General features: G+C 46.7%; 30 protein-coding genes. 8 read left to right on the forward strand and 22 right to left on the reverse strand.

The genetic code is table 11. The features are described from left to right. Position 1: 1 nt before the first annotated feature. Positions 2 to 1,153: a DNA polymerase IV gene (gene dinB, locus DN752_RS04390; RefSeq protein WP_112782858.1), complete on the reverse strand. Its 1,152-nt coding sequence runs from the start codon at positions 1,151 to 1,153 to the stop codon at positions 2 to 4. A 70-nt stretch (positions 1,154 to 1,223) separates the two neighbouring features. Between dinB and DN752_RS04395 the strand changes: the two genes are divergently transcribed. Beyond that, positions 1,224 to 2,039, forward strand: a complete 816-nt coding sequence (locus tag DN752_RS04395; protein WP_112782859.1) for a helix-turn-helix domain-containing protein — start codon at positions 1,224 to 1,226, stop codon at positions 2,037 to 2,039. Between the two features lie 12 nt (positions 2,040 to 2,051). Here the strand turns inward: DN752_RS04395 and DN752_RS04400 are convergent, their stop codons facing one another. Then, positions 2,052 to 2,729 carry an SOS response-associated peptidase gene (locus DN752_RS04400; protein ID WP_112786414.1) on the reverse strand — a complete coding sequence of 226 codons (678 nt, stop codon included), beginning with the start codon at positions 2,727 to 2,729 and terminating at the stop codon, positions 2,052 to 2,054. Positions 2,730 to 2,837: 108 nt separating this feature from the next. Between DN752_RS04400 and DN752_RS04405 the strand changes: the two genes are divergently transcribed. Next, positions 2,838 to 3,281 (forward strand): hypothetical protein, encoded by a 444-nt coding sequence (locus DN752_RS04405; protein ID WP_112782860.1) that lies wholly within the window; start codon positions 2,838 to 2,840, stop codon positions 3,279 to 3,281. 160 nt (positions 3,282 to 3,441) lie between these two features. After that, positions 3,442 to 3,789 carry a helix-turn-helix transcriptional regulator gene (locus DN752_RS04410; protein WP_112782861.1) on the forward strand — a complete coding sequence of 116 codons (348 nt, stop codon included), beginning with the start codon at positions 3,442 to 3,444 and terminating at the stop codon, positions 3,787 to 3,789. A 15-nt stretch (positions 3,790 to 3,804) separates the two neighbouring features. Here the strand turns inward: DN752_RS04410 and DN752_RS04415 are convergent, their stop codons facing one another. Further along, on the reverse strand, positions 3,805 to 4,005 hold the full coding sequence (locus DN752_RS04415; protein WP_112782862.1) for a winged helix-turn-helix transcriptional regulator: 201 nt from the start codon (positions 4,003 to 4,005) through the stop codon (positions 3,805 to 3,807). Positions 4,006 to 4,111: 106 nt separating this feature from the next. Here DN752_RS04415 and DN752_RS25105 point away from each other — a divergent pair, with 106 nt between their 5' ends. Next, a complete protein-coding gene (locus DN752_RS25105) occupies positions 4,112 to 4,243 on the forward strand; it encodes a hypothetical protein (protein ID WP_262511693.1) in 132 nt (43 codons plus the stop codon). Between the two features lie 556 nt (positions 4,244 to 4,799). Continuing rightward, positions 4,800 to 5,027: a thioredoxin family protein gene (locus DN752_RS04425; RefSeq protein ID WP_112782864.1), complete on the forward strand. Its 228-nt coding sequence runs from the start codon at positions 4,800 to 4,802 to the stop codon at positions 5,025 to 5,027. 124 nt (positions 5,028 to 5,151) lie between these two features. Here the strand turns inward: DN752_RS04425 and pdxR are convergent, their stop codons facing one another. Then, complete coding sequence (gene pdxR, locus DN752_RS04430; RefSeq protein WP_112782865.1) at positions 5,152 to 6,576, reverse strand: MocR-like pyridoxine biosynthesis transcription factor PdxR; 1,425 nt, start codon at positions 6,574 to 6,576, stop codon at positions 5,152 to 5,154. A 99-nt stretch (positions 6,577 to 6,675) separates the two neighbouring features. On the opposite strand from pdxR, the gene DN752_RS04435 reads away from it, so the two are divergent. From DN752_RS04435 to DN752_RS04445, 3 genes are all read left to right on the forward strand, one after another. Beyond that, a complete protein-coding gene (locus tag DN752_RS04435; RefSeq protein WP_112782866.1) occupies positions 6,676 to 7,137 on the forward strand; it encodes a cupin domain-containing protein in 462 nt (153 codons plus the stop codon). A gap of 58 nt (positions 7,138 to 7,195) precedes the next feature. After that, positions 7,196 to 8,101, forward strand: coding sequence for a dihydrodipicolinate synthase family protein (locus DN752_RS04440; RefSeq protein WP_112782867.1), 906 nt, complete (start codon positions 7,196 to 7,198; stop codon positions 8,099 to 8,101). An 81-nt stretch (positions 8,102 to 8,182) separates the two neighbouring features. Then, positions 8,183 to 8,896 (forward strand): type 1 glutamine amidotransferase, encoded by a 714-nt coding sequence (locus DN752_RS04445; protein WP_112786415.1) that lies wholly within the window; start codon positions 8,183 to 8,185, stop codon positions 8,894 to 8,896. A gap of 69 nt (positions 8,897 to 8,965) precedes the next feature. Here the strand turns inward: DN752_RS04445 and DN752_RS04450 are convergent, their stop codons facing one another. From DN752_RS04450 to DN752_RS04535, 18 genes are all read right to left on the reverse strand, one after another. Continuing rightward, positions 8,966 to 9,871 (reverse strand): ArdC family protein, encoded by a 906-nt coding sequence (locus tag DN752_RS04450; protein WP_112782868.1) that lies wholly within the window; start codon positions 9,869 to 9,871, stop codon positions 8,966 to 8,968. A gap of 545 nt (positions 9,872 to 10,416) precedes the next feature. Then, positions 10,417 to 12,399, reverse strand: a complete 1,983-nt coding sequence (gene mobC, locus DN752_RS04460) for a conjugal transfer protein MobC (protein WP_112782869.1) — start codon at positions 12,397 to 12,399, stop codon at positions 10,417 to 10,419. A 2-nt stretch (positions 12,400 to 12,401) separates the two neighbouring features. Beyond that, the gene (locus tag DN752_RS04465; protein ID WP_112782870.1) at positions 12,402 to 13,688 is read right to left on the reverse strand and encodes a relaxase/mobilization nuclease domain-containing protein; all 1,287 of its coding nucleotides are present in this window, start codon (positions 13,686 to 13,688) and stop codon (positions 12,402 to 12,404) included. Continuing rightward, on the reverse strand, positions 13,682 to 14,065 hold the full coding sequence (locus tag DN752_RS04470; RefSeq protein WP_112782871.1) for a plasmid mobilization protein: 384 nt from the start codon (positions 14,063 to 14,065) through the stop codon (positions 13,682 to 13,684). Before DN752_RS04470 ends, DN752_RS04465 begins: the two co-directional genes overlap by 7 nt. 6 nt (positions 14,066 to 14,071) lie before the next feature. Next, entirely contained in the window at positions 14,072 to 14,287 is a 216-nt protein-coding gene (locus DN752_RS04475) for a hypothetical protein (protein ID WP_112786416.1), read from the reverse strand. 588 nt (positions 14,288 to 14,875) lie between these two features. After that, a complete protein-coding gene (locus DN752_RS04480) occupies positions 14,876 to 16,099 on the reverse strand; it encodes a transposase (protein ID WP_222840300.1) in 1,224 nt (407 codons plus the stop codon). Between the two features lie 373 nt (positions 16,100 to 16,472). Continuing rightward, a complete protein-coding gene (locus tag DN752_RS04485) occupies positions 16,473 to 18,200 on the reverse strand; it encodes a heavy metal translocating P-type ATPase (protein WP_373289273.1) in 1,728 nt (575 codons plus the stop codon). 66 nt (positions 18,201 to 18,266) lie between these two features. Further along, entirely contained in the window at positions 18,267 to 18,431 is a 165-nt protein-coding gene (locus tag DN752_RS25295; protein WP_373289272.1) for a hypothetical protein, read from the reverse strand. Positions 18,432 to 18,444: 13 nt separating this feature from the next. Further along, the gene (locus DN752_RS04490) at positions 18,445 to 18,816 is read right to left on the reverse strand and encodes a hypothetical protein (protein ID WP_052331481.1); all 372 of its coding nucleotides are present in this window, start codon (positions 18,814 to 18,816) and stop codon (positions 18,445 to 18,447) included. Positions 18,817 to 19,075: 259 nt separating this feature from the next. Next, positions 19,076 to 19,426: a DUF3703 domain-containing protein gene (locus DN752_RS04495; protein ID WP_015268161.1), complete on the reverse strand. Its 351-nt coding sequence runs from the start codon at positions 19,424 to 19,426 to the stop codon at positions 19,076 to 19,078. Positions 19,427 to 19,433: 7 nt separating this feature from the next. Then, positions 19,434 to 19,994 carry a methyltransferase family protein gene (locus tag DN752_RS04500; protein WP_112782872.1) on the reverse strand — a complete coding sequence of 187 codons (561 nt, stop codon included), beginning with the start codon at positions 19,992 to 19,994 and terminating at the stop codon, positions 19,434 to 19,436. Continuing rightward, entirely contained in the window at positions 19,991 to 21,334 is a 1,344-nt protein-coding gene (gene nhaA, locus DN752_RS04505) for a Na+/H+ antiporter NhaA (RefSeq protein ID WP_015268163.1), read from the reverse strand. Before nhaA ends, DN752_RS04500 begins: the two co-directional genes overlap by 4 nt. Then, a complete protein-coding gene (locus DN752_RS04510; protein WP_015268164.1) occupies positions 21,319 to 21,675 on the reverse strand; it encodes a SpoIIAA family protein in 357 nt (118 codons plus the stop codon). The genes nhaA and DN752_RS04510 overlap by 16 nt, the downstream gene beginning before the upstream one ends. Next, positions 21,644 to 22,579 carry a cation diffusion facilitator family transporter gene (locus DN752_RS04515; RefSeq protein ID WP_015268165.1) on the reverse strand — a complete coding sequence of 312 codons (936 nt, stop codon included), beginning with the start codon at positions 22,577 to 22,579 and terminating at the stop codon, positions 21,644 to 21,646. Before DN752_RS04515 ends, DN752_RS04510 begins: the two co-directional genes overlap by 32 nt. 2 nt (positions 22,580 to 22,581) lie before the next feature. Next, entirely contained in the window at positions 22,582 to 23,079 is a 498-nt protein-coding gene (locus DN752_RS04520; RefSeq protein WP_041739125.1) for a DUF2231 domain-containing protein, read from the reverse strand. Continuing rightward, positions 23,079 to 23,405, reverse strand: coding sequence for a hypothetical protein (locus tag DN752_RS04525; RefSeq protein ID WP_052331506.1), 327 nt, complete (start codon positions 23,403 to 23,405; stop codon positions 23,079 to 23,081). The genes DN752_RS04520 and DN752_RS04525 overlap by 1 nt, the downstream gene beginning before the upstream one ends. Positions 23,406 to 23,498: 93 nt before the next feature. Continuing rightward, positions 23,499 to 24,296, reverse strand: a complete 798-nt coding sequence (locus DN752_RS04530; RefSeq protein WP_187328725.1) for a cation transporter — start codon at positions 24,294 to 24,296, stop codon at positions 23,499 to 23,501. Positions 24,297 to 24,346: 50 nt separating this feature from the next. Beyond that, on the reverse strand, positions 24,347 to 24,733 hold the full coding sequence (locus DN752_RS04535) for a DUF302 domain-containing protein (RefSeq protein WP_015268169.1): 387 nt from the start codon (positions 24,731 to 24,733) through the stop codon (positions 24,347 to 24,349). Positions 24,734 to 24,788: the final 55 nt, after the last annotated feature.

A 24,788-nucleotide genomic window follows, 5' to 3' on the forward strand; every position in this document is an offset into this window, starting at 1 on the left:
CCTACCTCCCTTCCAATTTCCCCACTGCCCTCATGACCGCATGCGACCCGTGCTTCCTCCTTATCGTGTCCATGGCCTGGTAAAGCCGCACGTTCTCCTCGGTATCCTCGAACAGGCTTATCTGCTGGAACCCGCCCACCAGGTGGCTGACCTTTACCCCGATCAGGCGTACCAGCATCCTTCGATCATAGAGCTTGGCAAAGAGCTCCTTGGCCTTTGCCAGCAGCACATCATCATTGGCCGTATAGGGAAGCACGGCCTGCCGGCTCACGGTATCAAAATTGGCATAGCGCAGCTTGACGGTAATGCAGCCACAGAGCCGCTGCTGTTTGCGCAACAGAAAGGCCACCCTTTCGGTCAGTCTTACCAGTTCCCCGCCCAGGAAGCCCATGTTGATCGTATCGCTTTCGAAGGTCTCTTCCTTTCCTATGCTCTTCTGTTCTGTATAGGGTACTACCGGGCTGTCGTCCTTCCCGTTGGCCTTTTTGGAAAGGGCAATTCCGCTTTTGCCCAGCAGGTTCCGCATCATGGGCTCGGGGATTTCGGAGAGCAGCTTGATGGTTTCCACTCCCATCCGCCGCAACAGCGAAGAGGTCTTCAGCCCGATGCCCGGCATCCGTTCTACGGCCAATGGTGCCAGGTAGCCCTTCTCAAAACCGAAGGGTATCTCCATCTGTCCGTTGGGCTTGGCATCCTCTGTGGCCACCTTGCTGACCAGCTTATTGGAGGCCAGCGCATAGCTGATGGGAAGGCCCGATTCGCGGAGGATCTTCTTCTTGAGCTCGGCCGTATAGCTGCTGCAGCCGAAGAAGCGGTCCATACCCGTCAGGTCAAGGTAGAACTCATCGATGGAGGCCTTCTCCACGACGGGCACCTCGCTGCGGATGATGTCGGTCACCACACGGCTGTGATAGCTGTAGCTGTCCATGTCACCCTGCAGGTACACTGCCGACGGACAGAGCCTTCGGGCCAGCTTCATGGGCATGGCACTGTGCACGCCAAACTTCCGTGCCTCATAGCTGCAGGAGGCCACCACCCCACGGTCGGAGTGTCCGCCGATGATCACCGGTTTGTCCTTTAGGGCACTGTTGCCCAGCCTTGCCACACTTACAAAGAAGGTGTCCAGATCAAAATGCACCACATTCCTTTTCATTTGTCCGAACGTTTTGGTATAATTGGTAACAATTACGACATTATTATGTTTTAAATATTACCAATAAATCATGGACAATACAAGCTTTTTTTGGTCTTCCAATATTAAATTCCTCCGTAAGCGCAAGAAAATGAGCCAGATGTCGCTGGCAGAAAAATTGGACATTTCCCGTCCCAAGGTGAACACCCATGAAAACGGCCATGTCAAGAACCCGCCCATGGCCGATATGGTGCTGTTCTCCGACTTCTTCCGCATGAGCATCGATACACTGGTGAAGGTGGACCTGTCAACACTCTCCGAGCTAAAGCTGCGGGACCTGGAGGCGGGCAATGACGTATACCTGAAAGGAGGCAGTATGCGCATCCTGGCCACTACTGTCAACAACGACAACCAGGAAAATGTGGAACTCGTCCCGGTCAAGGCCAAGGCAGGCTACCTGTCGGGGCACAGTGACCCGGGGTTTATCAGTAAACTGCCGGTGTTCAACCTGCCCCAGTTGGACGTAAACCGAAAATACCGCATGTTCCCCACCGAAGGGGACTCGATGCTTCCCGTGCCCGAGGGGGCCTTTGTGATTGCCGAGTTCCTGCAGGACTGGAGCGGGATAAAGGAGAAAACAGCCTGTATCGTGGTGACCAAAGAGGAAGGCATCAGTTTTAAACTGGTCACCGACCGCATAGAAAAAAACAGGAGTTTGTTGCTGGAATCTCTCAACAGCCTGTACGAGCCCTATGAAGTGGATGTGATGGAAGTATTGGAAGTATGGAAGTTCCACAGTTATTTCACCGAAAACATCCCCGGCCCGATGAGCTCCATGGAGCAGATGGGCAGGGATGTCAGGGAGATCAAGGCAACCCTCCATACTTTGGCGAAAAAGGAAAAGTAGAGGAGCCTGTCCCTAAATTGGTTGGAGCACTTCGGGCACGTTGGTATTGACGCGGGAATTGGTCACCCCGTCGATCACCCGGTAGCCTTCCATCTTGCTGTCATCGGGGTAGGGTACCATCAGGTCGGACATTTCGTCCTTGTCCAGGTCCTGTAAGAGCCAAGCTTCTGCCTGTTCCCCGTCCAACACCAATGGCATGCGTTTTTTTTCGTTGTGGATCCCTTCCAACAGCGGATTGGCCGGAACGGTAATGATGCTGAAAGTGGGCATGTCCTTCCACACGGAATAAATGGCGCCAAGGGTAAAATAGTCCCCTTCTTTGGGCCTGATAAAATAGGACTGGGCTTTTTTCTGTCCGTCCGGATGGTGGGGCTCAAAAAAACCGTTACAGACCACCAGGCAACGGCTCTTCCAGTAGGCCTTGTAGGAACCCTTCTCAAAGAGCTCTTCGCCCTTGGCATTGAGGGTATTGGCCTTCCAGGCGGATTCTTCCTTTACCCAGTGGGGAAAGAGCTTCCATCGGTACATGTGGATGGCATTCTGGTCTGCCGTACTCAGTACGGGAAGGAAGGGTTGTGCAAAGCCGTTGAGGTCGTAGCCCGGCTCGAACAGGTCCGGTTCGGCCACTTTCTTTCCAAAGTCCTTTTCTACGGCCTTGATGTCCTTGTGCAGGGAAACATGGTAACACATGGGCTTAAAAAGATGGTGAAGTACCAATATAACCATAAAACCAACAACTCCCTATGCGGATCTTGTGGAAAATTTCGGTTATTTTAAAGTGCACTATCTTCCTTGCCCATGCTTTTTTCCATTGATTTTGACCATACACATTTCATCAACCTGTGCCACAACTTCAGGACCTTTGCACAGCGGGAACCCACGCATGAAGAAATGGAGGAAATTTATCGCATCGCCCTGCTATTGGACAGTTACGGCATGTTGGCCCCCACCTATCCCCTTTCTGATTTTTATGTCGTCAGCAGGGCCCTGTTGGGCACCGATGTTGAAATGGGGTTCAGCAACCGGGCCACCCGGGCCACCTGCTGGATCGGGATCTATGAATGGGAGGACGACCTTTTCTTGGTCTATTCCATAAAGGACGGCAAACATCCCGTCATGGAGGTGAACCACTTGGGAAGCTGTCCCTTGAATGCCCTGTTAATGATGTGCAACAAATCACTTTTTGGGGAATCCCGGGTATTTGAGGGAATTTTCAACGCAGTTTATCCTACAAAAAGCTGAACCTAAGGTATAAATATTCGACTGCTCCCTTGCTTAGGCTCGGACACCTAATAAACTACCCCGAGGCAGAGCCATCGAGGAATTCTTATTGATTAAAATCCCATTTCATTACCTGAGGTTTCTTGGGATAATCACCTATATTTATCGAAAAGGTTGGTAAATGGAAAAGTCAAGAACGGTCCAACCCGGAGAACTGCTAAAACTGGAATTTATGGATCCATTCGAACTTTGTATTGCAGAACTTTCTACAAAATCCGGAATAGCAGAGCAACAACTCTCCACGATCATTAGAGGAGAAGGTAAGATCACTTTAGGGCTGGCCAAAAACTGGGACTACTTTGGTACCACCATTGCCATTCATACAGAGCAAGGATACCTGACTTTTCAATGGCCAAATGAAGTACAAACCAAAGGAGCTTTTTTTTGTCGCCAAACTTCAAAGACTCTACTGATGGACAAAAAACTTTATAGCGCCCTACTGACATTGGAGGACATGCTTCCTAACTAGCTATTTTCTGTCCCTTTATTTCCCCAATACTTTCCAGCTTCCACCCTTATCAGGGCCGATTCTTTCAATCCTACCTTCCTCATTTAATTTTTTAATATTGTATTCCACTCCTTGTCTAGTCAATCCTGTTAGCTTACCAAGTTCTTTTATGGCTATTTTGGCATTTCCTGCATTGCTGACAGGATTATCCCCACAGTTTTCTCCACAGTCCTGCACAGTACTACTGTAAACATCCCCTCGGTTTTGAAGCTGGGCTCCGGAAGTTTGGCATTTTTCATCAAGTCCCTTATTCTACCAATCCCCGAACCAAAACAGCCTGGAAATGGTAAACGGTATTTTGGAATATTCCAAAACCACCGTAATGTCCAGGGCGCAGGAAAAGATCGCTTTGAAGGAGTTGTGTTCCGGCATCGTCGATAGCCTATCCATTGTCCAGCCGGTAAGCATATCCTAAAAATATCTACAACCTTTCTTTCGCCTGAACAGGGACAAACAACCTCCAAATTATAAAACCATCCTCTCGGAATACAATGGAAGGATACGGACAGCGTCCCCTGTGGGAGAAGGCACCATTTTCCATTTTACCGTACCCTTGGAGCAATAATGGACGTGTCCATACTAATTGGCATTCAAACGCACCCGTTTTTGGTTCCTGAGGGTCATAATCTGGGGGCTCTTAGTCGCCCAGGATTTCATTAAAATCAGTCGCTGAACCATTAACCCAAATTATATCTCTCCGGCGTACCAGATGACAATCCCCTGGCCAATAATCTCATTAAGTTCCAAGATAAATATTGATTCCCCGTGAACTTAGCTGGTTTAATTGAGCCACTCCTACTACCCATTCGTGTAATGGCAGTTTCTTTGTAATCCCCTCCTCTTTTATCAGCCATTCTTACGATATGGTCCAGTTTATTGGGATACATAAACATTCTGGTTCAGACAATAAAAAGTAAGGTTTCACAATTTTGTAATAGCAATATCGCTGAAATTAATTTGTTCTTAAAACTATGGCAAAGTCAACATTCTACCATGCAGGATGTCCTGTATGTGTAAACGCAGAAGAAGAATTATTGGGGCTGATCGACAAATCAGAGGTGGACATCATCCATTTGGGTGAGTCAAAAAACCGGATAGCTGATGCAGAAAAAGCTGGCGTAAAATCAGTGCCTGCACTTGTTACTCCAACAGGGAACGTTTTACACATCAACTTTGGTGCAAGCCTTGAAGATGTCTAAAACCAAGTGGAGAGGGAGCGATCCCTCTCCATTGTTATTCAACTGAAACCGTACAACTTCATGCAATCCATTAAATACGTTTTTTTTATCTTTATATAATACAGCTAATCCTAGTATTAAAATTTCATTTTTCCCTCAGCTCCGTGGCAATAGCTTTGACACCAATTTCCAACTGCTCTTCATTCAATGAACCAAAGCCAAGTCGCAACCCGTTAATTGGCTGTCCATAGCTGAATTTATCAGGGGTAATGACCTGAATGCCTTTGTGCATAAGGCTTTCGAACAACCCAAACAAGTCCACATCTTCATTAAAGCTGACCCAATAGGATAAACCACCATCTGGCTTCACAAAACCTGCCTTACCTTCAAGATATTTGGTAAGGATTTGATGCAGCATGTCCCGTTTCATCCTGTAATGGTTGGTCGCCTTTCTGAGGTGCCTTTTTATTTCACCTGATGTAATTAATTCAAGGACAGCCAGCTCCATAATAACATCCCCCTGGACATCAATAATACTTCTTAGTTGACCAATTTTTTTTATCATTTCCTGACTGCCAGCAAGATAACCAACCCTTAATGCAGGCGCTACTACTTTACTCAGGCTTCCAACATACAGGAAGCTATCGAGCTCTTTGTAACTGCTCAAGGGGAGCAATGGTCTTTGCTGGTAATGGAACTCATGATCGTAATCGTCTTCTATCAGCGTAATTCCAAAGGTATTACAGAGCTCAATAATCCTTAACCTTCTTGGTAATGATAGGGAAACGGTAGTAGGGTATTGATGGTGTGGCGTAACATAAATGGCCTTGATTGGTCGTTTCATTGCAATGGACATTACCTGCTCTACATTTATGCCTTCGGCATCCACCTCAACCGGAACGATAGTTGCCCCACTAGCTTCAAAAGCCCTCCATGCCGGTTTATATCCTGGATTCTCAACAATGACCGCATCTTTGGGCCTTAGCAGCACCTGAGCAGCCAAATACATCCCCATTTGACTGCCCCTCGTTACGCAAAGCTGTTCAGTAGAAAGGTGCATTCCCCTGTTGAAATTCAACATCTGCACCAGTGCTTCCCTGAACCGCAAATCCCCGAGGGGATTTGCATATCCCATCATCTTCCACCGTGCAGTTCGGTTGAATATCTGACGGTAAGCCCTGGATAATGCCTCTATCGGTGCCAGTTTACTGTCCGGGAAACCATCGTCGAAAACAATCGTAGGTTTGGTCTTTTGGACTGGATCCTGAATTGGGTTGTTCCTCACGGAATTTTTTGCTTTGGTGGTTTCCTGTAGTGAATCCGAAACAAAAGTCCCCTTGCGCGCTTTGGACGTTAACCACCCTTCGGCCAACAAAACATCGAGTGCCTGTACAATGGTATTCCTGTTGACTTTCAGTGATCCCGCCAATAGTCGACTGCCAGGCAAAGCATCTCCGGGTTTCAGTTTTCCTTCCCGAATGTCCACAATAATGGCATCCGCAATTTGAAGGTACACGGCTTTGTCACAGTCAAAGTTGGGTTCTATCTGTAGTTTCCATGGACGGAGCATCTGGACTATCTGGTTTTATGAAATCTGTACTAGTACGATAGTCCAAATATAAGGTTTATTTGTAATGCAATTTCGCATAACACCAAAAAAAACAATCCAATGGAAACAACGGAGAAAAAGTACTCATCAAAAGATTTTCACCGGACATTTGCCCGGCCCAATTACGAAAAGGTGGGAAAACTCATTCACAGGGATGTGGAACACTCAGGTGAGCATGATCAGTTTTCAACCGAACGAAAACACCCTGTTTTCTTTGTAGACCTGCCCACCAAAAATGTCAGCATGACACTGGGCGGACTGCTTCCCGGGCAGGTGACCAACAGGCACCGTCACACCTATGAAACAATCCTTTTTGTGATAGAAGGCAGCGGCTGGACCGAGATCGAGGGAGAAAGGGTAGAATGGAAAGCAGGCGACGCAGTATATATTCCATGTTGGGCTTGGCACAGCCATGGCAATTTAAGCGGAAAAGGAAGGGCCAGATACATTGCATGTGAAAATGCCCCGCAACTACAAAACCTGGGTGTGGCCCTTAGGGAAGAAGAGGGACGCGACCTATAATTTAACAGCCCCTGTTCCAAGGGGCTGCCCATATATTTAAACCCATAAATTTACTACAATGAATGTACCCTTCAATGGCATCATTGCCTATCCAATCACCCCCTTTGATGAGAAGGAAAGAGTGGACATTACAGTATTCAAAAAGCAAGTGGAAAGACTTGTAACCAGCGGGACTCATGGTATAGCACCTTTGGGGAGTACCGGGGTACTGCCCTATCTATCCGATGAGGAAAAAGAGGCAGTTACCGAAGCAACCATCAAACAGGTCAATAAACGTGTCCCGATTCTCGTGGGTGTTTCCAGCCTTACCACTGAACGTACTATTTATCATGCCAAGTTTGCAGAATCGGCGGGAGCTACTGCGGTTATGGTCATACCAATGAGCTATTGGAAACTGACCGATGAGGAGATATTCAGCCACTATGATGCTGTGGCAAGTAAAATAACCATCCCGATCATGGCCTATAACAATCCTGCCACAGCTGGGATTGATATGTCTCCAAATTTACTCAGGCGCCTTTTGGAAATTCCAAATGTAACGATGATCAAGGAAAGTACTGGAGATGTCCAGCGAATGCACTATTTGAGGAAAGAAATTGGAGAAGAGGTGGCTTTCTTTAACGGAGCCAACCCCTTGGCGCTGGCGGCATTTGCAGCAGGGGCAAAAGGCTGGTGTACAGCTGCACCCAATTTGATTCCTGAATTAAATCTCGGTTTGTACGCAGCAATCCGGGACAACGATCTGGTCCGGGCACAAGGAACTTTTTACAAACAGGTAAAGCTGCTAAGGTTTATCGTTGAGAAAGGATTGCCCAGGAGTATAAAAGAGGGGTTGAACTTACTTGGTGAAGAAGGTGGTCAGTTGAGGTCTCCCCTAAAACAACTATCCCAAATGGAAATCAACGAGCTAGCTTCATTGTTGGGTGAATGTGGAAAGGACATAAAACCTACTGCTATGGTTTAACAATTCAGCCCCGCTGTTTTTGGCGGGGTTTTACCACCGAGGTCAATGTATATTGTACAAGGATGTAGACCATATTACCCCATGAAACAATTACGAATTCATTATCTTCAACATGTCCACTTTGAAGGTTTGGGCCTAATCAAAAATTGGATTGGAGAACATCAACATATATTAACAGCTACGCGCTTTTACAAAAACGAAAAACTCCCTACTATCGACTCTTTTGATTGGCTTATCATAATGGGAGGCCCCATGGGTGTTAATGATGAGAAGGACTATCCCTGGTTAATAAAAGAAAAATCCTATATCAGGAAAGCAATCGATATGGACAAAACGGTGATTGGGATATGCCTGGGAGCCCAATTGATTGCATCTTCCCTGGGGGCAAGGGTATACCAAAACCCAGTGAAAGAGATCGGTTGGTTTCCTGTCCAAAAATCCAAGGAAGCTATAGGGAACCCACTTGTTGGGTCCTTGTGTGATACCTTTACCGTATTTCACTGGCATAGCGAAACATTTGAAATTCCACGGGGAGCAACAAGATTGTTTGAATCATCGGCCTGTAAAAATCAGGCTTTTTTGTACGGTGAAAAGATAATTGGTCTCCAGTTTCATCTGGAGATTTCACCAGAAGCAATAAGGAACATGGTGAGCAATGGTAAAGGTGAGCTGGCCATTGCTTCCGCTAATATGCAGAAAGGAGATAGTATTATGGCTGAATTAAGGCATTACTCCAATTCCAATCAAGTCTTGAATAATATTTTGAACAAACTTCACACCAAGAAAATAACATAATGGCTATCAACAGCTTGAGACACAAAAACACAATAGACATGACCAAAAAAGGGGCATCCCCCTTTTTCCTCAGGTCAAATTCCCGGTCAGGTAATCCACGGCTTTCTGTGCCTTTCCGGCAGCTTCCACCAATAGCCGTTTGTCGTTTTTAAGCTGTCCCAGCCAATGCTTGATATAGACCGAGGAATTCTCCTGTTGGTCTTCCTCCCATATCCCGCACAGGTTGCCCAGGTAGCTTGCGCCCATCTCGGCGGTCAGTTCTTCGCGTGCGTAGCAGCCCTTCCCCTTACAGGAGGTATCCCAAAGCTCCTTACGGTCAAGCCTTTTTGGATGTCCGGTTCCGTGGATGACCTCGTGGTACAGGCACTGGTAATAGTGTTTTTCACTGTGGAACAGCTCCTTTTTGGGCATGTTGATATAGTCCTTTCTGGGATGGTAATAGGCCTGCGCTTCCCCGTGCCTGATCGCTGGAAGGTCGGGGGCATTCTGCAGCAGCTTCTCACAGGCCGCGATGGTTTGGAAAGGTGTTTTCTTAACGGTTTCGGGCATGACCCATTTGGCCCCATCGATATCCCCGATATTGAACACATTGTAATATTTCAGAAAGGCCTTTCTGTCAACTGTCCCCTTGGGCAGTTTCCGTGCTTCGGCCTCCGTCAGCTTTTCCCCAGTCCCCTTATGGCGGTAGACAAAGTTCCAATAGACCACCGGGACCGATTTGGCCCCTTTCCTGATTTTTGCGCCATAACCTTCGGCCTGTTTGAAGGTGAGGTAATACGGATAGGCATGGCCACAGCTGAGCAACAGCCACAGGTTGATGCCCTTGTAGACCTTTCCGGAATGGAAGTTTTTGGGAAGTCCCATCACTGACCAAGGCTGCTTCCATGGGACAATGCCCTTTTCAAGGCTGGCCATGATCCTTTCGTTGACGATCTGGTAAACATCTGTACGGGATTTTTTGCTTTGTCGCTTCATAACGTTATCGTTTTTAAGTTGAAAGATTCAATTATGAAGCACCCCCAGGCTGCAGGGGACATTAAAGGCAAGGAGGATCGGAATAAACAAGCGGAGGAACGGCAAAGGCTTTATGCCGAAGTTCCTTGTCCTGTATGGAAACTGGCTGCCTAACTTTGCGGGATAACTGAATAAGGAATAAAAAATAGGTTTCTTTAATCCTTCATCGCTTATATTTACATTGCATGAAAAAGTTATATGTCATAGCGAGCGGGATGTAATGGAGCTGGGAAAACCACTCCTTCTTATACCTTCCTTCATGAAATACTGGATTGTAAGAAATATGTCAATGTAGACTAAATTGCCAAATGCCTATCACCTTTCCGGCCGGAAAAAACTTGTATACAGGCGGGAAAACTGATGCTCACCAGGATCAAAAAATTGATCAAATGGACAATACCAGAGACAAGATCATCAAGGGATTGGAAGAGACCTATAAAAAAATGGTCGAATTGAGTCCTTTCGATGCCAGTCCCACTACTAAATACGGGCATAAAACAAAATAGCTACCTTTTTTGGATTATATACCTGGCCAGTCCCGGACTGTCCATCATCCGTTCGAGTTCGGACTCGACAAGCTCATTGACCTCTGCCTTGATCCTTTTATAATTGTCGAGCACTTCGCCATCATCCAGCTTTCTACAGGCAGGAATCTCAAGGTACCCCTCCTCTTCCCTTTTAAGCCCTTCATGGTCATTGATGATCCTTGCATGAAAGCCCTTCAGCTTCATGGGCTGATCCGGTGTATCGGCCACCAGTCCCACAAACTCCCCTGAAGACAGGGATGCAATGGTGGACTGGGGCACTGCCAGGTCCAGTTGTACCGAATGGCTGATGGAGGTATCGTTGGAATTGACCGAGCGGCTTTGCCTCGGCTGCCTAATCTTCCCAAAACGGTCGGACAGCTGTTTGGCCGTATCGCCCAGCACCTGTCCGGAGAGGATATTGCCCACGGTGTTCATGACGACCTCTGCTTGCTCCCTGCCATAGTCCTTTTTGAGCTGGCTATAATCCTGCACGCCCAGGCAGGTGGCCACTTTATTGCTCCTTGCCGTAGCGATCAGGTTGTCGATACCATTGAAATAGATCGTGGGAAATTCATCAAAGATAAGGCTGGACTTGAGCTTTCCCTTTTGGTTGACCAGCTTGGTGATCCTGGAAATATAGAGTGACAGCACTGCCCCATAGACCTGCTGTTTTTGTGGATTGTTGCCCATGCAGATGATCTTTGGCTTTTGGGGGTTGTTGACATCCAAGGTAAATTCGCTTTCCGATAGCACATAGTAGAGCTGTGGAGAGGACAGCCTGGCCATGGTGATCTTGGCACTGGCAATCTGTCCTTCAAGCTGGTCGGTGGCACCTTGCATGAAGGCCGATACAAATGGGTTGATCAGCACTTCGATTTCCGGTTCGCATCGCAGCACCGAAAACAGTTTATCATAATCGGTCTGCATCATTTCGATGACATGGGGAAGGGTACAGTATTTCCCTTGTTTGTACCGCTTCAGGAACCAGATTACCGCAGTGAGGAAGTTGATGGGCGACTCCACAAAAAAGTCCCCCTGCTTTTTGATCCATTCGCGGTTGAGGCCCATCATGATGGTCCGGGAGGATTCGCTGGCATCGGTAATGTCCAGCATGGTGGACGGTTCCAGTGGATTGCAACGATGGCTCCGTGACAGGTCATCGAAGTTGATGGTATAAAACTTAGGGGAAACCGCATAAGCCGACTTATTGCGCAACAGGGCATTATAGGCAATGCGGGAAAGGTCGTCGTACTTGAAGTCATAGACGAACATGGAAAAGCCCTTGGCAATATGCTGGGTGATCACATGACGGATAACAAAGTAGCTCTTCCCAGAACCGGGCGTCCCCAGGACCAAAAGGGCACGGAAGGGGTTGATGATATTGATCCAGCTATTCTTGATTTTCCGTTTTAACTGGTATTGTGCAGGAAGGTTAATGGAATATTCATTGACCAGTTTTCTTTCCTCCTGGGGAAAGGTTTCGTTTTCGTGGTTGAACACCTCACTGCTTCCCCTGTCCCTAAGGTAACGTGACAGCCTCCCCCCTCCGTACAGGACCAACAGGTATCCCACAAGCATTGTCACGGCATAAGTATATTCGGCAGCCAGGGGGCGCTCCAAAATCAGGCTGATGTGCGCAGAAGCCATAAAAAGCAGACCGCCAACCATCATGGTCACGGAGGCTGCTATCCAGCTTATGCGGACATCCTTTTTGCCCTTTGCCCCCAAGAGGCTTACCAAAAGCAGGCCAAGGGACAGGTATTTCGCATATGTGCCCACTCCGAGAAAGGGCAGTTTGGCCAGGTCCTGCAAAAAGTTATCCGATAAGGGCAGCACCAAGCCCCAGCTACCAAACAGCTGGGGAAGTTCAAGGTAGGCATGTACCAGCAAAATGAGGATGCTGAGCTTTCGGGTCAGGTCTAATATCTGGCGCAATGCCTGGAGATTTTCCCCTGTCGCCATGATCAGGATAGTTTACGTCTCTTTTTCTTCTTTTTCTTTTGGTCAAGGGGCATTGCCATTTCCTGGGATTCCGGCCTTACCATTGCCTGTACTACGGAAAGGATTCCGGACAGGACGGGGCTCTTTTCTGATTTCCAAACGGCGCCCTGTCGTCGCTTTTCGTTTTCCCCCTGTCTGGGGATACTTTCCTGTGCAGTGGCTTTACTGGGAACTGGCCGTACTTGCATTTCTAGGTCCAGGACCTTTTCTCCCAGGTGCTGCGCGGTCTTTTTTCCGCTCCAGATCCGCGAAAGTTCCGAGGCTTTGCAGACGGTCCTGTTGACATGGTCAATAATGGTCAGCCCGAACACCTCCCCTGCGCTGCTGTAATGGAACTGTGCGGCAAGCCCCTTTTTCGTAAGTTCCTGTTGGAAGTGCTCCATGCCCTTTCCAGCTGAATGTTGCAGGGCATTTTCAACGCCCACTCTCATGGCCGCCATTCCTTTCAGCTTTGTACGCTGGTTACGCTCCATCCTTTTCTGCAGCCGTTCCATTGTGGGACGGGCATAAAGGGCACTGGCCTTGATGGGCACACCGAGCCTTCTTCCTTTGCTGTCCAAGACCGCGTAGGCAAGCCCGTTGTTTTCCTTCATACTGCTTCCTTCTTCCCCTTGGATCAGTCCCACGTTGAACTGTCCGAGGACAGCACTGAATTCCCCCAGGGAAGTATAGGCATAGCTGCGCATCACTTCGGTGATGACATTTGACATGGCTGCCTTGGTTTCTTTTTTGCCGTACTCAATCGGTGCAAGGGGCTCCATCGGAAGCCGTTGTCCTTGTTGCCTTTCGGCCTTGACCAGTCCGAGTTCCTTCTCCAGCTGCTTTCTGGCCTTTTCCGACTTGTCCTTTCCCAGATTGTGGGTCTCGATCCTTTTACCTTCCCGGGTGATATTGGTGGAAACGATATGGACATGGGGATGTGCCGCATCGTCATGGCGGTAGACCAGGCAGGGCTGTCCGCCAAAGCCGACCTGCTCCATATAGCTTTGGGCAATATAGCGCATCTGGTCATCGTCCAGTTTATCTTTAGGGGAAAAGTTCAGGGAGACATGGAAGGCGTTCAGTTTGGCCCTTTTGTTCCTATCGGTAAAGTACTTGAAACGGCGGTGTTTTTCCTTGATGGGAGCACCTGTTCCCCCAGCTCCGAAACCGGCAGCGGACAGGACTTTGGCCTTGCCCTGCCGGACCTTTTCCTCGTTATAGTGGAGCAGCCCAAGTATATTCCTTCCCAAGCTGATCCTGGCTACCATCTTGGAAAATGTTGTTTGATCATTTTTTCCAGAATGTCCACTTTACTGCCTGTCTTCGTCAATTGGGCTTCCAGTTTTTTGACCAGCGCTTTCTTTCGCAACGGATCGTTGAGCGAATTGAAATGCCGGGTCACCTGGTTGATATTGACACCGATGGCGTGGATCTCCATTTGGACGGCATGCATCCTGTCCAAGAGCAGGTCAAAGGTCTCGTCATGGGCCCTGCAGACGATTTCCTTACCGGAAAGGATGTCACGGATCAAGGAGCTCATCGTGGCATTCTGTGACCGGGAAAGCAGCTCCAGTAATTTCTTGTACCGGTCCATGGATATCCGGGACTCCACCTGTTTGAGGGTTGCTTTTTTTTGGTTGGACATGGCCGTTCAGTTTTCAAGGTTGTAGAGCCAATCCTCTGCGGCCTCTTTCCAGTTATGGATGGGCATGCCACTTTCCGAATGCCAATCCAGGGACTGATAGTAATAGTAGAATACTTCGGCTTCTGCCACGGGCACTGCCTTTGCCGTAAAGAAGGTTTTGACTTCATCGAGGGTGGGCGGGTTGATCTGCCCAAAGCCGAAGGATAGTTGAACATCGTTCATGCCTTTTTTATTTTGGTGAGTGACCAAATTGAAAAAGCCCATGAAAAAAAATTCACCAGTGGGACACCAGTGGGGTTAAAATTAATATGGAGGAACCTATGGATTTAGAAATCAGGCACAACCTTTGGCCTGTTTTATAGCATGGACAGATAAGGGAGGACTAAAAAGCATGTACTACGGTAAAAAATAAAACAAGGCACTGCTATTAAGGGTGTTAATTGTGGGTAACTTCCGGAAAGTTATCCACTATTCACGCCCCGCATAATAGGATTTTCTTAAGGTATTCACCAAATGATTTTTCCCCATCAAAAGGCTGCGAGTCCCGAGCATCTTTCCCCCGACTTTGGAGGCTGAAAAGATGGTTTTGTATACAAAACTACATCTTGCTGGCCGCAGGATCGCGGCCCCGGATTGGGGCAAACTGTCCTCCGTTTAACCTATTAAAATGTTGAAATCTCAAAATCCCAAGCTCAGTTATCCAGGTTCCACACCCACTTGTTGGCGGTCATCACTCAGTCCCATAGCGGACTTCCCGACTCGCTCTTCCAATCCAGTCCCTGGTAGTATAAGTAGGGCCTGCTGAAAAACTCAGCATGAACAGGGTATAAGAACCGGCCTGAAATTCCGCTCAGGCCGGTTTTTATCAACCAGGTCGTCCAAGAAGCTATTTTCCCGGTCTATAATGGTCATTCCCAGGGCATTCCATGCTGAAAAACTCCGGCACAACAGTGCCCGCCCGGCCAATCTGACCAGGTTGAGCACCAAGATGATAGAGGCAATCCATGATTGGCTGGTATTCCTGAGCCTTGCCCTGATCCGGTCCATCCCATAACCGTTCTTGGCCTGCCCGAACTTGCCCTCTATCGGATTCCTTTCCCCCGGCCTTACGTGGTCTTCCACTGCCCGGGCCGAGGGCCGGCCCAGGAGCTTGGCCGACAGCTTGATCCCCTTGGATTTAAGCCATTTCCGGTTTTCCCGGCTGCAGTACAGTTTATCGGCCAAAACCTTGGCAGGATAAAAGCCAAAGCGCTTCCGGTAGTTCTCCACATAATCGGCCAGGTGGCAGCCTTCATGGTAGGCGTCCCAGGAAATGGTGTCCAAAAAGGCATATCCGTCTACCAGCAAAAGGTGGATCTTCGCCCCAAACTCGGTTTTGTTCCGGGCCTTGCCCCGGACTATCGGGCGGACATGGGGCTGGTGGATACTCACGATCCGGTCCTCCACACTCCTCGACCGGTTATCGAACATCTCCTTCTGCTGGAGGTACAGTGTCTGGATGATCCAATAATACCGCTGCCATTTATGGGGCAGGGGAAATATTTTGAACCTGTCCAGTTGGCCTTCTATGGTTTTCAGGTTACGCCTGAGGTATTGGAGCTGGGACTTGATGCCCTTTCGGATCGTTTTACGGCCCGGGTTCCGGTTTTGGGCCACTTTAAGGTAGTCCTTACGGGCCTTCTTACGATAGGTTCGCGGCTTCTTGCCCTCCGGAAGCTTTTTGTGGAGCAGATCAATGATCGACTCGCTCTTCAGGCGGGCATCATTGAGCAGGTTCAGATCGATGGGGTAGGCAATGTCCTGCAGACAGGCCGTGGCATCAATCAGCAGTTCCCCCTTATGGGGGCCGTCCCCGTCATCGTCAGCCCCGTCGCCATTCATGTCCCGGACCGGTACCGGTGAGCTGTAGGCCAGTACCCTGGCATTCATCTCGGCGATCAGTTCATCTCCCATCCGTTTGCGGATCTCCACAAAAAGGGAGGGGTCAAAAGGAGGTTCCGGGCTGTAGGAACTGTAGCCCAGAAAGTACTGCATATACATGTGATATAAATGTACTGCAGGGCCGCCATCAACGCGGCCAGGTGGCTGCGTGTCTTGGTGGGGATCTTCACTTCTTCTATCGGGGTACATCCCAGGCTGAGCTGGGCTTCGAATCGTGGGCGCATATTTGTTGACAAAGAATTATTTTGGTCCGAACCTGAAAACCTGAATCGCTTTATATGGCCCAAAATAAGCCTTTTTGACCTTTTGACATAATTCCCCCCTTTAGATTCAAAATAAAATCCACAACAAAACCAGCCCTGGGATTGTCCTAAAGGCTATTTTCTTGTTTTCTTACAGGCACTATTTAGTCCTTTAAAACCTCTCTAATTACATTCAGCTATAATTAAACACACTACAGTTTGGTTTAAAACTTCATTTTCTGGATTCTTATCGCATTCAAAATCGCGAGAAAGGCCACTCCCACATCAGCAAAGACGGCTTCCCACATGGTAGCCAGGCCTCCGGCTCCCAGTGCCAGCACAATAACCTTCACCCCAAATGCCAGGCTGATATTTTGCCATACGATACGCTTGGTCTGTTTACCTATTTGAATAGCAGTAGCAATTTTAGAGGGCTGGTCGGTCTGAATGACCACATCGGCTGTCTCAATGGCGGCATCACTGCCCAAACCACCCATTGCCATGCCTACATCTGCCAGAGCAAGGACGGGAGCATCGTTGATACCGTCCCCCACAAATGCGATGACACGGCTGGTATCCTTTTTCAGTTCTTCTACTTTTTCCACCTTTTGCTCTGGCAGCAGATCGCCAAAGGCTTTATCTATTCCGAGTGATTTTGCCACTTGTTGGGTCACAGCATCCTTATCTCCTGACAGCATGATCAGTTCCCGAACTCCTGATTTGTGTAATGCATTAATTGCCTGGGCAGCATCGGCTTTGAGTTCATCTGCAATCACCAGATAACCGGCATATTTTTGGTCCACTGCTACATGGATGACAGTATTGACCTCTCTGGCAGCATCAGCACAGGTAACAATCCCTTCCTTGTCCATCAGTTTTTGATTGCCGATGAGCAAATGCTTACTATTTACTTTTCCTTTCAGACCGTGCCCGGCTATTTCTTCCTGTTGCTCGGGTTCTGAAATTTTCCCTCCCTGCTTTTTAGTATATTCTGTAACGGCTTTTGCGATGGGATGTGTGGATTTACTTTCCATAGCTGCCGCCAGACTTAGCCAATCTGTAGTAATACCGTCCATGGTCACGGCTTTCTGAACTTCAAACACCCCTCTGGTCAACGTGCCTGTTTTGTCCATCACTACGGTGTTTACTCTGGTCATGAGGTCAAGAAAGTTGGAGCCTTTGAACAGTATCCCTTTACGGGAAGCTGCGCCTATTCCTCCGAAATAGCCGAGCGGTATTGAGATGACCAACGCACAAGGACATGAGATCACCAAAAAGATCAATACCCGGTAAAGCCAGTCTTCAAACACATAGTTTTCTATAAAAAAGTAAGGCAGGAAGGTCAATCCCACCGCCAGAAAGGTAACAATGGGCGTGTAAACCCGTGCGAATTTGCGGATGAACTGCTCGGTTTTTGACTTGCGTGCGGTAGCGTTCTGCACCAGCTCCAGGATACGGGCAAGTGAACTTTCGTTGAACCGCCTGGTTACTTTCAGTTCAATCAGCCTGTCGAGGTTCACCATCCCAGCCAGCACATTTTCTCCTTTGTTGTACGTAGCAGGTTTGCTTTCACCCGTCAAAGCGGAGGTATTGAAGCTGCTCTTTTCCCTCAGCATTTCCCCATCGAGGGGTACTTTTTCTCCGGGTTTTACTTGTATGGTTTCCCCGGTTTGGACTTCTTCCGGGTGTACGATCACCATTTGCCCGTTTCGCTGTACAGAGACCGAATCGGGGCGGATGTCCAGCAGGGCTTTGATGTTGCGTTTGGCTCTGTTCACTGCTGCATCCTGAAACAATTCCCCGATGGCATAGAAAAGCATCACCGCCACCCCCTCGGGATATTCACCTATGGCAAAAGCCCCCAGGGTGGCTATGCCCACTAGGAAAAATTCAGTGAACACATCACCTTTCAGGATGGACTTCCAGCCTTTGACCAATACCGGCCAACCCACAGGCAAATAGGCCAGCACATACCCGCATACGCGGATCCATCCCTGGAAAAATGCTGGCTGTCCCCATTAGTCAGCGGCTATTCCTGCAAGCAGCATGACAAGGCTTGCGATACCACTTCCCCAGGTTTGAAGGAAAGTGGAGGAGGCTTTTTCATCCTGCTTTTTTGGTTTGTCCGGATGCTGGCCGGTGCTGCAGCAGGCTTTGTTGTCTGTATTGTTTGTATTAGTCATACGCTTATCTGTTTTAATGTGTGAAAAAGGAAATGATGCCTGTGATAATGAGGATGCACCCTGAAACCAGCCCGGTACTATGCTCCAACCTGTGCCAGTTGAAACGGTGCAGGCCTTTCTGTGCGAGGTACACCCAAAAGGTGATCCCCAACACGGAAACGATGGTGTAGAGCAAGCCCACTGTCAGGATCATCGGCCATCCCTGAGTCCCTGCCATCAGAAAGTAGGCTTCAATTTCCAGGCAGGGCGAAAGAAACATCATAAATACCAGCAAGGTCACTACTTGTGTTGCTCCGGTCTGGTTCAGCTTCTGCTTTTCATTGAAGTGAAAATGATGGTGCCTGTGGTGTTGGATGATGAAATAAAACCCAATGGCAATGAGCAAAGCAGGAATGACCCAACGGTGTAACTGTTCAGCGTTTCTGCCAGTGACAGGCTGAATAAGCCCAGAAACACTCCGAGCAAAAAGGTACTCAATGAATGAGCCAAAGCTACCATAGCCGCAATGCGAACCGTCTTGCTACCTTGCCAGCCAAACTTTTCTTTCAGTGCCAGCACCGGCAGTCAGTGGCTGGGAATCAGCCCGTGGAGGAGGCTGAGCATGATGGTCCCGGTGAGTAAAGTGGTCATTGTATGGTGTCAAATTATTTTTTGAATCGATCTATTATTACCTTCAGGTCTTCAGGTATTTCCATGGGCAAAAGGGGAGGAACATTGGCTCCTCCGGTATTGCCTACAGGTACCTTTCCCACAAAAGACTTTACCCCTCCCACAAAAAGCCTGAGTATCTGCCCCCGGATTTCTGTCCAATCCTTGATCATGAAGCCAAACCGGAGCATGAGCCAATGCGCTTCCGAGTGCTGGTATGGATAGGGCTGACCAAGGACGTGCGCCCGCTCCAGATGTCGCCAGGCTTCCCGAAGGTGACCCCTGGCGAGTTTTTCTTTATACAGAACGAGCTCCTGCTTAAAAAAAGACTTGAGGCCTTTAGGCATTGTGGTGTTAAATCCATCTTCTTACCCGCTTCTCATAAGCAAAATAATCATCACCAAAAACACTCTCCAGCACCTTTTCTTCCAGTCCAACACGGACAAATACAATCAAGAAACCAAGTATTAGCAGAACACCTGAATAGATACTGGGAATGCAAAGAAAAAAGCCAATCAGTGTGATTAGTTGCCCCAGATGAACCGGATTTCTGGATTTAGAATAAATGCCAGTTGAGAGTAGCAACCAGCCTTTTGTTTCACTTCCTCTATTCAATCTTTGTTGATTTTTTGCTGAGATAACGATCAGGAAGGCTAGCGACATGAGTCCAATAGCTGCCCAGCTCAACCAATGACTTTTCAATGCCTCAAATGGCACAATGTATTGATGGTAAACCTCCGGGTATAACGAGAAAACTGTCATTAGCACTATTACCAATAACCATATCAGGTTGTTCAATAAGGTAACAGTTTTAAGTTTAGGTGGCTTTTTCTTCTTTTTGGAAGCGTACATTAAAAATGTAAGTAAAAAGTAAAGGAGGAAAAACACCGGCAGAAATATTCTTAAATGTATCATAGGTTTTCATTTTTAGGTTTGGTAAATAGTAAAGTGATGATGCCTCCTAAAGCACCAATCAGGGAAGCTATTAAAATACTGATTTTGGACACTTTGACCAATTCAGGATCGCTAAATGCCAGGTTGGTGATGAACAGCGACATGGTAAAACCTATTCCGGCTATCATGCCCATGCCAATAATGTGCCCCCATCTTAAAGAGATATGCAATTCTGCTATACCCAACTTTTCTCCGATAAAGGCAAAGAGACTGATCCCCAGTACTTTCCCTACTGCCAGACCCAATAATATACCCAGGCCAAGAGAACCTGATACGACCTCCAAAAAGCTAACATCCAGTTTCACGCCTGCATTGGCAATGGCGAAAATAGGAATAATGAAAAAGGCATTAAAATCAATCAGTGCATTTTCCAGTTTCAGTAATGGAGGCTTTGCGTTTTCAGTATCCTTTTTGATGTCTTTGAGTATTTTCCCCTGGCGAACATCCTGCAACGGGTCACGGGTTTCAATATCCGTTTCTTCCAGTCTTTCTACATTTCTGGCGGTGCGATCTTTCAATAATTTACTGTCTAATTTAGGTTTTACAGGAATGGTAATGGCAAAAAGCACTCCGGCTATGGTAGGGTGAACGCCTGAATTCAGGAAGCAATACCAAAGCCCTACGCCTCCCAAAAGGTACCAGAACAAGTTTTTTATGCCCAATCGATTGAACAGCATTAAAAGGATAAAAATCCCTGCCCCGGTTCCCAGGTATAACCAACTCAGTTGGTTGCTATAAAACAGCGCAATCACGAGTATGGCCCCCAGATCATCTGCTATGGCCAGAGCCACCAAAAAGATTTTAAGCTGGGCTGGCACTCTTCTACCCAATAACCCGATTATACCCAAAGAATACGCAATATCTGTTGCCATCGGAATTCCCCAGCCATTGATATTTACTGTCCCTGAATTAAGCATTGTAAATATTATGGCAGGCATTGCCATTCCACCGAGCGCTGCCAGGAGCGGCATAGAAGCTTTCTTAAAGGATGACAATTCACCTACCATTATTTCCCGCTTAAGCTCCAAACCGGCCACCAGAAAGAATATGGCCATTAGCCCGTCATTGATCCATTCCTCGATGGTCAGACCAAAAGTAAAATGCTCAGATAGCTCAAAGAGAAATTCATCTTTAAGGTAGTGATGGTAAGCATCCGCCCATTGAGAATTACCTAAAATCAGGGCTAAAATAGTAGCTGCAATTAAAAGTAAACCACCTGAAGTTTCTCTATTTAGAAACCTTCGGGCTGTTTGCTGGATATATGCTATTGTTGACTGATTATTTTTTATTGACCGATCCATTGCCTTGCTGACTCTTTTTCATTCCTGTCAAAGTAACGGATTTCCGCATTGGTAAACGGTTTCATAAATTGGGTAATCCAATCCTGCCATTTCTTTTCGCCTACCATGGCTATCTTTTCATAATCTTTAGCATGAGACAAATCCATTTTCGCATCTGCCCATAAACCCTCTATACTCCAACCGGTGAAGTTTTCCATTTCAAAATACCACCGTACTTTTTTTCCTGTTTTTAATATATTATGAATCAATGGATGGATCTTTTCCATATCCAGTTCGGTAAGATTTCCATCTGCTTTTGTACAGATAATATTATCTCTTGTCAATTCCAGTATTTGTAGCATAGCTTTTTAATTTTTTAGTAGGTTCTACATGAATATGGACATCAATTATTTGGGGAATGTTTTCAACCAGGCTTTCTTTTACCTTGTGTGCTACCTGGTGTCCTTCATCTACTGACAGCTTGCCATCTACCCAAATATGAAGGTCAACGTGGAACGCAGGCCCCATTTTTCTGGAATGGCATTGCTCCACTTTTTCAACCTCTGGTATTTGCTCGGCAAGATGGGTTACCTCCTTATGAAATTCAGGTTCCAGCTCTTCATCTAATAATTCACCAATGGCAGGGCGGCCAATCCCGTAGGCATTGTAAATGATAAAAGCTGCTGCGATAAGTGCCGCGTAATCATCAGCTACCTCATATCCTTCACCACCCCATAAAGCAATGGATATTCCTATGAATGCCGCTACAGAAGTAATGGCATCACTTCGATGATGAAAGGCATCTGCTTTTACTGCTCCACTTTGTATTTCTTCGCCAGTTTTCAACACAAAGCGATATAGCAATTCCTTAGTAACCACCACTACTACTAAAATAATTAGCGTATATGGTGCCGGAGTTTTATGTGGACTTTGAATATGGGCAATACTGTCTTTTATAATGATAAAGGCTGCCCCCACAAGTGCCAGTGAAATTCCAAGTGCCACCAAAGCTTCCGCCTTACCGTGCCCATACGGATGGTTTTCATCCGCTGGCTTGGTTGACCATCTCAAGCCTAACCAAAGCATACCGGAAGTTACCACGTCTGTCCCTGATTCTATTGCGTCAGCTATAAGTGCATAAGAGTGGCCAAAAATTCCTCCCAGAGCCTTTACAATAGCCAATAGTGCACTCACAACAATACCTGTCAGGGTGGTTTTCAACCCTTTTTCAGAGATAGCATTGGGATTTCTTTTATTTTCCTTCATTATTATTCATTAAATTCAACACAATCTTCTGTCGGTTGATATACTCCCGCCCCTTGCTGATATACCACTGATGCACCCAGATGACCTGCATAGCCTAAGCCAAAGGCTCCTATAATCAACAAAATGGTTATTGCATGAACCAATAATTTATTTTTGGAGATGATTTTTAAATACAGTACCCATTCTGTAAACATGGCCGTACTGTATGTAATTGCTGAGGCATAAGCATACCATTGGTGCTCGCCAAGCATTTGTGGATCGCATATTTTACGAACTACCACATTGTAAGCCAATGACCCTGTGTAAATAGCTATCCAAATAGTAACGGTTCCTATCATCAATAAGCCTGCTCGGCAGTATTGCAGGAATTTTCGCTGTTCACCGCTGGCAAAGTAAATAACCAGGCAGACAAGCGTTGCTAAAAGAAGAAAGGCAATAGGAAAATGAACGGACAGAGGATGCCAGGTTTCTGTCCGCCATATTGATGGAATATCACCCATTACTCACTAAGAATTTCAACATGAATTGGATCCAATCTTTTACCTTTCTTTTCTAATTCCACCTCTACTTTGGTGCCTTCAGAAAGCATATCAAAGGAAACTTCATTTCCATTTTTTGATAGCTTGGTCTGATCAGTAAAATACAATTCAAGTAGTTTGTCATCGGGAGTCCTGACATATATTTCTTTTTCTTCCGGTTCGACTTCTTCAGCAACACCGGTATAGGTTCCTGATTCTACTAAATCAGTCTCTTTGTTTTCTCCACAAGATTGTAGCATTATCACCCCAAAAACCAGGGCGATACTCATCATTACTGCTTTTCTCATTTGATTCATCATTTTACTTAGATTTAAATTAAACATTGATTTACTTCTTATTTTCATCTCTCTCGTTCCTAGATAATATATGGCCAGAATTCATCATGTCCTAGCTAACTTCAATATCCTTACAGCCCCTCTCATCACAAAAGCAAAAACAATCCCTCCAATAGCCAAATCAGGCCATTTGCTTTCCAGCAAATAAACCAATACCCCGGCTAGGATCACTCCTCCATTTACTACAATGTCATTGGAAGTGAATATGGCACTGGCCTGCATATGGGCCTCCTCACTTTTGGCTTTGTTGATCAGCCAGAGCGAAACCAAGTTGCCAATGAGGGCCAGTACCGATATGATGATCATCCACTGAAAAAGTGGTGTTTCACTTTGGCTAAAAAACCTCCGTAAGACTTCTGAAAAGCCTAATAGTGCCAATCCCATCTGAAAATAACCACTGATTTTGGCTACCTTTTTTTTGCGAGCCATTGCTGCTCCAACAGCAAATAAGCTCAGGCCGTAGACTATGGAGTCTGCCAGCATATCCAGAGAATCAGCCACTAAACCCATAGAGCGGGAAATCCAACCGGTAGTCATTTCTACAACAAAGAAACCGAAATTGATGCCCAACACACACCAAAGTATTTTTCGCTGTTGAGTATCATCAATAGTAGATGGTAAATCAACATTCTCCTCCGTTTTTTCCAGCCTCTCGTTAAAGTTCAATGCTGTTATAGCCTGATGGATTTCATCTACTTTTTCGGTATGATAGACTTTTAATTTACGATTAGGTATATCAAAATCTAAATACTTCACACCATTAAAAGGTTCTAATTTCATGCGGATTATCTGCTCCTCTGAGGGGCAGTCCATTTTGCTGATGTGGAAGGTGGATTTTTTCAAAATATGTAGTTAAACTTTTGGGTTTTGATGAATATCCTAAATGCAAACTGTTATAGACTTTCAATAACTGCTTTTAACTTTGACTGAATTTCTTCAGCAATGCCTTCCAGATCTTTATTCTCTACGGCCTGCATAGATGCTACCGGATCCACTGCTGCTATTTCTACGCTATCATCGCTTTGTTGGACGATTACATTGCAGGGCAGCATTGCCCCAATTTTATCTTCGGCTAATAATGCCTTGTGTGCGAAGGGCGGATTACATGCACCGAGAATCTTGTAAGGACGAAAATCTTCATCCAGCTTTTTCTTCAGAGTTTCTTTTACATCAATTTCAGTAAGGATACCGAACCCTTCCTCTTTCAGAGTCTCTGTTACTTTTTGAATCGCTTCTTCGAAGCTTATATTTTCCAATGTTTTTTCGTGATAATATGTCATGTGTGTCATATTTTTTGTTATCATTGTTTTCATTATATGAATTTTGCTCAGCAAA

Origin of the sequence: Echinicola strongylocentroti (assembly GCF_003260975.1) — a bacterium.
GTDB lineage: Bacteria > Bacteroidota > Bacteroidia > Cytophagales > Cyclobacteriaceae > Echinicola > Echinicola strongylocentroti.